At 39.0% G+C, this 11,873-nt stretch carries 9 protein-coding genes; all 9 read right to left on the bottom strand.

Annotated elements, in window-relative coordinates; genetic code table 11:
- Positions 1–2 precede the first annotated feature (2 nt).
- The gene (locus tag PAN07_RS07085; RefSeq protein WP_269797583.1) at positions 3–1,133 is read right to left on the bottom strand and encodes an N-acetyldiaminopimelate deacetylase; all 1,131 of its coding nucleotides are present in this window, start codon (positions 1,131–1,133) and stop codon (positions 3–5) included.
- A gap of 57 nt (positions 1,134–1,190) precedes the next feature.
- Positions 1,191–1,889 (bottom strand): 2,3,4,5-tetrahydropyridine-2,6-dicarboxylate N-acetyltransferase, encoded by a 699-nt coding sequence (gene dapD / locus PAN07_RS07090; RefSeq protein ID WP_269797584.1) that lies wholly within the window; start codon positions 1,887–1,889, stop codon positions 1,191–1,193.
- Between the two features lie 71 nt (positions 1,890–1,960).
- Positions 1,961–2,887 (bottom strand): EamA family transporter, encoded by a 927-nt coding sequence (locus tag PAN07_RS07095; RefSeq protein WP_269797638.1) that lies wholly within the window; start codon positions 2,885–2,887, stop codon positions 1,961–1,963.
- Between the two features lie 79 nt (positions 2,888–2,966).
- Positions 2,967–5,561, bottom strand: a complete 2,595-nt coding sequence (gene pbp1b, locus PAN07_RS07100; RefSeq protein WP_269797585.1) for a penicillin-binding protein PBP1B — start codon at positions 5,559–5,561, stop codon at positions 2,967–2,969.
- A 142-nt stretch (positions 5,562–5,703) separates the two neighbouring features.
- Positions 5,704–6,603: a UTP--glucose-1-phosphate uridylyltransferase GalU gene (gene galU, locus PAN07_RS07105; RefSeq protein ID WP_250307705.1), complete on the bottom strand. Its 900-nt coding sequence runs from the start codon at positions 6,601–6,603 to the stop codon at positions 5,704–5,706.
- A gap of 22 nt (positions 6,604–6,625) precedes the next feature.
- Complete coding sequence (locus tag PAN07_RS07110) at positions 6,626–7,642, bottom strand: NAD(P)H-dependent glycerol-3-phosphate dehydrogenase (protein WP_269797586.1); 1,017 nt, start codon at positions 7,640–7,642, stop codon at positions 6,626–6,628.
- 182 nt (positions 7,643–7,824) lie between these two features.
- Complete coding sequence (locus PAN07_RS07115) at positions 7,825–9,483, bottom strand: iron ABC transporter permease (protein WP_269797587.1); 1,659 nt, start codon at positions 9,481–9,483, stop codon at positions 7,825–7,827.
- Positions 9,473–10,564 (bottom strand): ABC transporter ATP-binding protein, encoded by a 1,092-nt coding sequence (locus PAN07_RS07120; protein ID WP_269797588.1) that lies wholly within the window; start codon positions 10,562–10,564, stop codon positions 9,473–9,475. The genes PAN07_RS07115 and PAN07_RS07120 overlap by 11 nt, the downstream gene beginning before the upstream one ends.
- A 12-nt stretch (positions 10,565–10,576) precedes the next feature.
- Positions 10,577–11,617 (bottom strand): ABC transporter substrate-binding protein, encoded by a 1,041-nt coding sequence (locus PAN07_RS07125; RefSeq protein WP_269797589.1) that lies wholly within the window; start codon positions 11,615–11,617, stop codon positions 10,577–10,579.
- Positions 11,618–11,873 lie beyond the last annotated feature (256 nt).

An 11,873-nucleotide genomic window follows, 5' to 3' on the forward strand; every position in this document is an offset into this window, starting at 1 on the left:
GTTTACTCCGCAGCTTTCTTTGCTAAAAAGCTTGATACAGCTTCGACTCCAATTGCCAGAGCTTCTTCTTTAGGACTCATCTGTGGATGGTGAAGAGCATAGGGACTATCAATTCCAAGCCAGAACATGACACCAGGAACCTTTGAGAGAAGATAACCAAAGTCCTCTCCTGTCATGGCAGGATCGATGTCGATTAGTTCAATTCCCTCTTTTTCATCAAAGAAGGTCATCAATTCCTGGGCTAATTCAGGGTTGTTTTCGACAGGTAGGTAACCTCCCTGTTTGAGTTCAACTTCTACTTCCATATCAAAAGCAGCTGCTACACTTTCTGCAATGGCTTTGACACGTTTTTGTACCAGAAGGCTCATCTTATGTGTTAAAGCTCGGATAGTTCCATGCAAAAAGGCCTTATCAGTGATAACATTATTGGCAGTGCCGGCTTGAAAGACACCAAAAGTTACAACCGCTCCCTCGATAGGATTAACATTACGGCTGACGACTGATTGGACTTGAGTTACAAAATAGCTCGCAGCAACCAAGGCATCTTTGGTTTCATGAGGGAAGGCTGCGTGTCCACCTTTTCCCTTAAAATGAATCTTGACCTCGCAAGTTCCTGCAAACAAAGTGCCTGTATTGGTAGCAATCTGTCCAACTTTTAAGTCTGGTCGAACGTGAAGAGCGTAAAATTGGTCAGGCAACCAGTCTCCAAAAGCTCCATCCTCATACATGAGCATTCCACCTGCTTCATTTTCCTCGGCAGGTTGGAAGAGAAAGAGAAGGTTATTTTTTGGTTGTTTTTCTAAGGCACGTTCTAGACTTCCTAGGGCAATGGTCATGTGAAAATCATGTCCACAAGCATGCATACGGTCTGGGTGCTGAGAGGCAAAGGCAAGACCTGTTTGTTCAACGATTGGGAGTCCGTCGATATCTGTCCGCCAACCGATGGTACGTTCTGGCTGACTTCCTTGCAAATAAACCAAGATACCGGTTTGCCAAGTTCGAACATGGGCAAAATCCTTACCTGCAATCAAGTCTTCTATAACTTTTAAGAGGTAGGCTTGGGTTTTATATTCTTCTAACCCAATCTCAGGGATTTGGTGAAGATCTCGTCGAATCTGAATCAAATCTAACATACTTAGATCCTTTCTACTAGACAATAAAGAGGCAGAAAATTCCGCCTCTGTTCACTTTTACAAGGTACGAAGCGCATCTTCAAGCGCTGTTTTTTGTTGAGTTTGGCTATCAATTCTCTTAATGATACGGGCTGGGACTCCAGCGACAACAACATTTTCAGGGACGTCTTGAATCACGATAGACCCTGCAGCAACGACAGATCCGCTACCGATTTGAACACCTTCGATAACCACAGCGTTAGCACCGATAAGAACATTGTCGCCCACACGAACAGGCTCCGCACTAGCTGGTTCGATGACACCTGCAAGAACAGCTCCCGCACCCACGTGACTATTTTTACCAACAATAGTACGTCCACCTAGAATAGCACCCATGTCAATCATAGTGCCAGCACCAATTTCAGCACCAATATTGATCACAGCTCCCATCATGATAACAGCGTTGTCGCCAATCTCAACCTGGTCACGGATGATAGCCCCTGGCTCGATACGAGCATTAATAGCGCGTTTATCCAGGAGAGGCACAGCTGAGTTGCGTGCGTCTTGTTCAACAACATAATCTTTATTTTCTGTTAGTCCTTCAAGAAGAGGTGCGATATCCTTCCAGTCTCCAAAAAGAACATTTCCAAGTTTGGTAACAGAAGCAGGGATAGCTCCGGCAAGTTGCCCCTCAAAGGTTACCTTGACACTTGTCTTTTTCTCAGCATTTGCGATAAATTGGATAATTTCTTGTGCATTCATTTTTGTAGCAGTCATGGGGGTTCTCCTCACTCTTTGTAATGCTTACTATTCTACCAAAAAAGGCTTCAAAATAGAAGCCTCAACCATTAAAAGGAGGAAGATTTATTTCCTTCTTTTGCTTTTTCAACAGAGAGAAAAATCATAGGGATTATAATTAAAATCATGGAAATCAGTAAAAAGCTATCTAATACAAGGCCTAGAAATAGGACGCTGAGAATTGCAGATGACAGGGGTTCACTGGCACTAACGACAGATACGACTAATGGAGAAACCAGGGATACAGCTTTCATAGAGAGGAAAAAGGCAAAGGCAGTTCCTAAAAAAGCAATTGTTAAACAGATGGCAATACTGATCCAATCAAGCTGAAAGCTTATTTGATAGACAGGATAGAGAAAATTACTAAAAGTACCTGCAACAATCATTCCCCAACCGACAGTTGGAACAAATCCATATTCTTTGGCAAATTTTTGTGGCAAAATCACATTAAACATGACTCCTAGAGCACTGAGTAGCCCGGTGACTAAGGCTAAGGGTGTGATTGATAAAGTTGACAAATCTCCTTTTGTCGTCATCAAGAAGACTCCGACCATGGCAATTAAAACATATAGGATTGCATTCCTAGAAGCCTTCTTTTTATGGATAATCCGATCATAAGCTAAGATGAAAATAGGACTAATGAATTGGAGGATGGTAGCAGTCGTTGCATTTGAGTATTCGACGCAGAGATAAAAGAAAAACTGAACAGAGAAAATTCCCAATATAGCATAAGCAAGAAAAGAAAGATAATTCTTTTTATCACACCAAATATCGAATAAGTGAAATTTAAGCTTGTAAAATGCCAAAATGAGTACAGAGCTACCAGCTATTAGAAGCCTCATAGAAGTAATCCAGCCTGAAGAAACCTGATAATGTGCAAAAAAGTATTCCCCTAAAATACCACATATTCCCCAAATTAAGCCTGATAAGAGAGAATAGATGGTTCCCTTAAAGATATTCTTTTGATATTTATTCATGAAGCTATTGTACCATGAATGAGAAAAAGAAAAAAGAGAACGAGATTTATCATTTCTCGTTCTCCTATCGGTAAGAAACTTAGCGTTGTTGGTTATTGTTATTACCGTTGTTACTCCTGTTATTATTGTCACTCCTGTTATTATTGTCACTCCTGTTATTGTCGTTATTATTACTGTTATTATTGCTATTACCGTTATTATTGTTACTGCTGTTACTGTTATTGTTACTGTCGTTATTATTGCTGTTACCATTATTATTGTTATTATTATTTTTATCTTTTTTGTTTTGTTCTATTAGATTTCCAATAATAGTGTTCCAAGCGTGTTGATAGTCGGCATCGCTACCACCAATGGCAAATCGGAAGGTCGTAGTCGGAGCGCCAGCTTTATTGGCCCAGTAACTTGTAACAGTCTCTCCGCCAACATCGTAATCTTTTCCATTGAGGTTAACTCGTCCAGGTTTTTGACCAGTTGATTTAAGGACTTGGGAAGAAGTTACACTAGGATCAAGACTGAACCTTTCAGTTCCCCAAGCCGATGGCGATGCTTGTTCGATAGCATTTACTAGGTAGGCCATATATTTAGCGTTACGGTAATATCCCGCTAAATTTTCTAATGGTCGATTATCATCGTGTCCCATCCAGCCTCCGAGAGTTAGTCTTGGAGTGGAAAGCATCAACCACATGTCACCATTTACGTTTGTTGTACCAGTTTTCCCAATCCAGTCTGCGCTTGATAGACGTGGGTTGATAGCTGCAAGGTTGTTTGCAAATGTCGTTGTGGCACGTGATGAAATAACGTCTCGTAACAAGTTCTGCATGATGGTTGCAGTTGCTTTAGAATATACTTGAACAGGATTATCTTGATGTTCATAAATGACTTCACCATTCGCCTTTTCGATTTTTGAAATCATATATTTCTTATGGTAAACTCCGTTATTAGCAATTGTTTGGTAACCGTTTGTATGTTGAGCTACAGTAACATCAATTCCTCCCCCCATTGGAAGACTTTCGATATCATACTCTGGGATATCATAGCCCATCTTTTCCATATAGGAGCGAACATCAACCCCTTTTTCTCGCAGCATACGGTAAGTCCAGTAGGCTGGTATATTCCAAGAATAATTGAGAGCTTCTCTAAGGCTCATCATACCTGTACCAGGACTATTGACATACATGATTGGATTTCCATTAGCAAACTTGGTTGGATAGTTGGACAAAACGCTAGCACTACCCATTAATCCTTGGTCAATGGCAATACCGTAGGCCAAAATCGGTTTCGTAGTCGAGGCAGGAGAACGCTTGGTATCAAAGGCATGGTTATTCTGGTTGCTTTGATAATCTCGACCACCTACAAATCCTAGAATAGCACCAGTTTGATTATCCATTAAGACGTTACCAACTTCTGGTTGACCTGTGCTGTCATTCAGAACGTAACCGTAGTCTGCAACTGCTTTTTGCATAGCTGTATGGATATTCTTATCAATGGTTGTAGTGATCAGATAGCCACCATTCTGAATTTCTTTTTCTGCTAATTCACGGTAGGATTGTTGAATGGATTCATTTTTTAATTCTTGCGTAGACACATTATCTTTTTGAACTAGATAATCATACATGAGGTTAGTAGCCTCATTAAGCGTAGCAAAGTAGAGGAATCCTTTTGAAGCGATATCCACATTTTCTGCAGGCAAGAAATCCTGTTTGATATCATAGTCTCTATAGGATTCATAGTCTTCCTTGCTTAGAAGACCAGTTCTATACATATTGTAGAGAACATCTTTAGAACGTTTAATACCTATAGCCATATCTTCTTCGCTTTTTTGCTCACCAGTAGATTCATATGGAGAGTAAACGATAGGACTTTGAGGCAATCCTGCTATGAAGGCAGCTTGAGGAACGCTAAGTTGACTAGCATCAACTCCAAAAATACCCATTGCTGCTTGCTGAGCCCCTGCGATATTTTGTCCCTTGTTATTACGACCAAAAGGTGCTACGTTAAGATAAGTTGTTAAGATTTCATCCTTGCTCATAGCACGTTCGAGTGCTAAAGCATTAACGATTTCATTAGCTTTACGGGCTAAAGTAGGAGCGTCTCCAACAACTTGCTGTTTGATAAGCTGTTGGGTTAGAGTAGATCCTCCACTTGATGATCCAAGTCCGATAAAGTTACCTAGACTCGCACGAATGATAGCCTTTGGAACAACTCCATTGTGTTCATTAAAATGCTCATCCTCAGTAGCAATGACTGCATTTTTAAGGTTGTCAGAAATACCTTCTGATGTGACTGATGTTCTCAGGAGGTCACTTTCGATAGCAGCAATCAAGGAACCATCTGCATAGTGAATTTCAGAGATGGATGAGATATTATTAACTTGTTTGATCAAATCTTCTGTCTGAGGGACGCTAACTTTATCAAAAAGAGAAACGGCATAACCAAAAACAATACCTGTACCCAAAAGACCACCAATAAAAGCTATAATGAATAAGGTATTGAAGGTAGCCTTTATCCCAAATAAAATTTTGGCAAAAATAGCCCAAATATTGGAGCTAGTTTTGGAGTTTTCATTTGAGGTTTTGTTAGAATCCTTCGCTTGAATTTTTTCTGTCATTTTTGCTTTTAGAGACTGAAGTAAGGCCAGCCCTTTTTCTTTGAATTCAATTAATTTATTCTTCATTTCTTTCCTCACTCTTTTTATTATACCATAAAAGCTTTTATTGCAAGAAATTAGGCTTATAATAGGACTATATTGCAGTTTGTATCTATGATTTTAAAATAAAAAAGTCAGATTCTATTAGAATCTGACTTTTTCACATAGCTTACTCTTCTCCTGAGAGTTCTTTTCCAAGATCAATCAAGTAGTCTTTCAAGTGGTCTTTAACTTGTGGATGTTTCAGTGCGTATTCAATTGAAGTCTTCATAAATCCAAATTTATCACCGACATCATAACGTGCCCCAGTAAATTCACGTGCAAATACTCTTTGAGTTTTATTGAGTGTATCGATTGCATCTGTTAATTGAATTTCATTTCCTGCACCTGGTTTTTGAGTTTCTAGGATATTAAAAATCTCAGGTGTTAGGAGGTAACGACCGATGATTGCTAGATCGCTTGGAGCATCTTCGGGTGCTGGTTTTTCAACAAAGGTTTCTACACTGTATAGGCCATCGATGCCTTCTCCTTGTGGAGCGATCACTCCGTAGGAGGAAACTTCTTCGTGTGGTACAGGCATAACAGCAATAGTAGATGCATGAGTTTTCTCATAATCATTCATGAGCTGTTTAGTCAATGGAATAGCCTTGTCATCGTTGATATCCATGAGATCGTCTCCAAGCATAACAACAAAAGGTTCATTCCCAACAAACGCTTTAGCTTGTAAGACGGCATCTCCAAGACCACGTGGATGCGTTTGACGAATGAAGTGTAGACGCATACCAGTTGTTTCGTCTACTAGTTTCAAGAGATCATTTTTCCCTTTTTCTTTGAGGTTATATTCTAGTTCAAAGTTTGAGTCGAAATGGTCTTCAATAGAACGTTTCGATTTACCAGTGACAACGAGAATGTCTTCGATACCAGATTTAAGGGCTTCTTCAACGATAAATTGGATTGTTGGCTTATCTACGATTGGCAACATTTCTTTTGCCAATGCTTTGGTTGCAGGAAGGAAGCGAGTTCCAAGTCCTGCAGCAGGAATGACTGCTTTTCTGACTTTCTGTGTCATATATTTCCTTTCTAACAATGGCTTAAGACCACTCGTTTTCCGCTTTAAATTCATTACTCATGAGTTCAGCTACGGCTTCTTTGATATCGACATTTTCATAAATAACTTTATAGATTGCTTGAGTGATTGGCATATAAACATCAAGTTCTTTTGCCAATTCAAAAGCTGCCTTGGTTGTTGAAATACCTTCGATAACCATTCCCATATTAGCTTCGATATCAGCTAAAGCTTCGCCCCGACCGAGGGCATCTCCTGCTCGCCAGTTGCGTGAATGGACAGACGTTCCTGTAACAATTAAATCCCCAACTCCTGAGAGACCGCTATAGGTAAGTGGATTTGCTCCAAGTTGAACACCTAGACGTGTAATTTCTGCAAGACCGCGCGTGATAATCGCAGCTTTTGCATTATCTCCAAAACCAAGACCGTGAAGGGCTCCAGCCCCAACAGCAATGATATTTTTGAGAGCTCCAGCTGTTTCAACTCCAATAACATCCGTATTTGTGTATAGACGGAAGTAGTTGTTGCTAAAGAGTGATTGAACATACTGTGCTGTTTGCAGATCTTTTGAAGCTGCTGTAATCAAGGTAATGTCACGGACAATGGTTTCCTCGGCATGGCTAGGTCCAGATACGACGACAATATCACTTCTTAATTCAGCAGGAATTTCTTCCTCTAAAACAGTTGAGAGACGCTTGTGGCTATCTGGTTCAAGTCCTTTGGAGGCATGCATGACAACCACTTTATGATCAAGAACTGCAGCGACTTGTTGAGCCACCAATCGGGTTACCTTGGTTGGTACCACAAACAAGATAGCATCAACATCCTTTAAGGTCTCTCCCAAATCATGATAGGCAACAATTTTTTCGTCTAATACAGCTTCCTTAAAATAGCGTTTGTTAGTATGTTGTGTATTAATTTCATCAATTTGATCAGGGATATTTCCCCAGATACGCACTTGATGTCCGTTGTCATTGAGGACTTGTGACAAGGCAGTACCCCAAGAACCAGGACCTAAAACAGCGATGGTTTGTTTATTCATATTTTCCTCCTTTGAGAAAGCACTTTCCTATATTTTACCATAAAAAGCCCCATCATGCACCTATATAACAGATTATGTTCTACCTTATAAAAAATATGGCTGGATTTGAGAAGAATTCAGAAAATACTGTGAGAGAATAAAAAAACAGCCAATAAGTAATTTGGCTGTCTTTAGAAGAAAAACTAGAGCGTAATACTGTTGTTTTTCGAAATCTTCATAAACAATAACAAGGAAGTAACTGTCAAGACAGTAAGGATTGTAGATAAGGCTGCTGCCACACCATAATTCCCACGAAGTACTTCAGTGTAGATAGCTACGGTCATTGTTCTAGTTTTAACATTGTATAAGAGAATCGAAGTAGAAAGTTCTGAAATCATTGTTACCCATGATAGGATTGCTCCTGAAATGATACCTGAAAGCATCATTGGGGTTGTGATTTTAGTAAAGGTATTGAGACGACTACTTCCCAAACTTTCGGCAGCTTCTTCGATACTAGGAGCAATTTGTTGCAAACTAGCAACTGAAGAGCGAATAGTATAAGGAAGTCTTCTGACAGATAGGGACATAATCAAGATGAAGGCTGTTCCTGTAATCATAAGGAAGCCACTTCCGAAGATACCTGTATTGAATGAAGAGATAAAGGCAATACCTAGAACTGTTCCTGGCATGATATAAGGTACCATACTAAGACTATCGATTAGATTCGTAAATAGGTTGCGCTTACGAACTGCAAGGTATGAGATGAAGGTCGCAAAGACAACAACGAGAATCAAGGCAAGTAGAGGGATGCGAATGGTATTGAAAATAGCAGATCCCATACGGTTAAAGGCTGTCTTATAACTATTTAATGAGTATCCTTTAACAAATACCATACCGGATGTCTTAAGGAATGATGTATAAATCAAGTAAACTTGAGGTAATACAGAGAATAAGATAATGCCATAAACAGTCACATAAATTGCAACCATCTTTCCTTTTGTCGTTTTCTTAGGTTCGATTGGATGAAGCGAGTTCATACTGAAGCTAAAACGATTTGAAATGTACTTTTGGATGAGGAAGATAGAAAGGGCGATTGTAATAGCCATGATTGCTAGGGCAGATGCGAAAGCTGAGTTACCTCCAACTTCACTGATAAACTGAGTATAGATCAATACTGGGAAGGTACGATATCCCTCACCAATCAGCATCGGAGTACCAAAGTCTGAGAAAGCTCTCATAAAGACTAGGAGAGCCGCTGCGAGTAAAGTTGGGACTAGGAGAGGCAAAACGACTGTTACGATTCGTTTAAAGCCGAAAGATCCCATGCTTTCAGCAGCTTCCAAGAGAGAGTTGTCGATACTCTTCATGGTTCCAGCTACGTAGAGGAATACCAGAGGGAAAAGTTGGAGTGTAAAGACAAGTACAATACCTTTAAAGCCGTAGATATCAAAACCAGGCAAATGTAGTGTGTTGGTTAGAAATTTTGTGATAACTCCGTTTCTACCAAGAAGTAGAATCCAAGAATAGGCACCTACAAAGGGAGCTGACACGGATGCGATGATAATCAAAATTTGTAAAAATTTCTTTCCCTTGAAATCATACATTGAAAAAAGATAAGCTAGTAAGGTACCAACAACGACAGAAGTGATTGTGGCAGTTACAGAAACCTTGAAACTATTAATGAGTGTCTCAGAATAATAAGATTTGCTAAAGAATGTTACAAAATTTTCTAAAGAGAAACTACCTTCATGTATCAACGCTTGCTTGAGTACAATAATAATTGGATAAACAAGAAAAATAAGATAGGTAAGAAAGATGAAGAATGAGGAGGCTGTCCAAATATTTAGTTTTTTACCTTTCATAGCCAACTCCTGTAATAAGATTACGCGAACCATCTGCAGAAAAGACATTTAACTTTTGAGTATTGATTCGTAGACGAATTCGATCCCCTTTTTGAAGATCTTCTTCAAAAGTAGATTCTTCGCTGACCTGTATTTTTGAAGAAAATGCAGTCTTTACAAAATATTCAGTGGTGAGTCCAAGATAAACACTATCGGAAATGATTCCTTCAATATCTCCAGATTCATCTTTGATAAACTCTTCGGGACGGATACTTACAAGAACAGCTTGTTCCTTAGCTTGATCAAGAACTGGCATACGAAGAGAGTAGCCGTCTTCAAAGACGATGTACGCTCCATCAGCTTGCTTTTCTAAACGGGCAGGGATGATGTTTGTTCTACCAATAAAGGTTGCGACAAATTCGTTCTCTGGTTTGTGGTATAGCTCTTTTGGACGACCAATTTGTTGAATAACACCATCTTTCATAACGGCAATTTGGTCAGAAATAGCCATAGCTTCTTCTTGGTCGTGAGTTACATAGACAGTTGTAATACCAACTTCGTGTTGGATTTCACGAATGGCTTGACGCATATCTAGACGAAGTTTGGCATCCAGGTTACTAAGTGGCTCGTCCATGAGGAGAACACTTGGATTAACAGCTAATGCACGTGCTAAGGCGACACGTTGTTGTTGTCCACCACTGAGCTTATCGGGCTTTCGATCTGCGTATTGATCAATTTGCATTAGTTCCAGATATTTATTAGTTTGTTTGATGAGTTCGTCTTTTGGAACTTTCTTTTGCTTGAGTCCGAATGCTACGTTATCACGCACTGTCAAATGTGGGAAAATCGCATAGTTTTGGAATACCATTCCGATGTTACGTTTGCTAGGTTCTATGTTATTAATTTTAGTATCGTCAAAGTAGAATTCTCCTCCGTCAATACTGTTGAAACCAGCAATCATTCGAAGAAGGGTCGTTTTTCCACAACCTGAAGGTCCAAGAATGGTGAAAAGACTTCCTTTTGGAATCGTAACATTTAAATTCTCAATGACAGGAATGTCATGGTAGATTTTTTTGGCGTTAATAATTTTGATCTCACTCATAGTGAACCTCTTTTAATGTTTCGATTGAATATTAGTGAAAATATCATTGTACTTTTTAAGAATAGCTGATTTATTTTGGATGACGTAATCAGAATCTTCAGTGGCGATATTGATTTCGGTCATTGATTTCATATTTTTATTGGTTTTAGCATTTTTTCGAATGGGTCTAATGGTTGTTTCAGTTCCTAGTTTATCCTGAATGTCTTGAGAAAGAAGGAAATCGATAAATTTTTTAGCGTTTTCCATGTGCTTGGCATTTTTGATAATAGCTGCGTTACCAGGCAAAAAGACGGTTCCTTCTTTTGGATAAATGACTTTTACATCAACGCCATCGTTTAAGAGTTTTAAGGCAGGATCTTCATAGGTGAGTCCGACAGCCATTTCTCCGTCAGCGACTGATTTGTAGACATTTGAAGAACTAGAAGCAATTTTCCCATCTACTAAGCTAAATAGATTTTTCACATATGTCCAAGCTTGCTCATTTTCATAGCCCCCTTGATCCACAAGCATGTTTGTTAATTGAGCAAAGGCACTAGAAGAATTACTTGGATCAGCAGTAGCGATTTTTCCTTTTAATTTGGGATTGAGTAGATCATTGTAGCCTTCAATTTTAATGTCTTTTGTAAGAGCTGAATTGGCAATGATGACACTGACGTCAAGTGTGTAAGGGGTGTAGAATCCGGTTTTATTTTGGTATTCAGGGATAATTTGGTCGTTTTCTTGGGAAGTATACGGTTCAAAGAGTTTTTCGTTAGAAGAGAAGAGTGCGTAGGAACCTCCGAAAATGACATCGGCTACAGGAGCTTCTTTCTCAGCCTCAGCTTTCTTGAATAATTCACCAGTACTAGCTTGGACTAAATCAACCTTGATACCATATTTTTCTTCGAAAGCTGGGATTGTTTCTTCAATAAGATCTTCAGGGTTAGGCGAATAGATAACTAAAGTCTTATCCGTATCATTTTCAATGCTAGTTTTAGCTTCTGTTGTTGAAGAACATCCTGACAAAAGTAGAAATATCCAGCTGAAATAGAGAAGCGATAGTGTTTTTTTCATAATTTTCTCCCTTTTTACGAACATTATTCTCTGTTTATTTACCTAATGTTTTTAATTACAGAGTTCTACATCATATAATAAAAACCTTAAAGAAATCTAAAATGGGAAATATGAGTTAAAGAAGTTAGGGGAGGTAGCTACAAGAGACAAATAATCAATAGAAGTTAGCTCCGACTAGGAGATAATTTTTTCCTCTTAAATAAGTTGGATTTGCGACTCAGTATTTTTTGTTATCAAAGTCTAAAAGAACATTTCT

The sequence above is a fragment of the Streptococcus sp. SM5 genome (assembly GCF_027497975.1).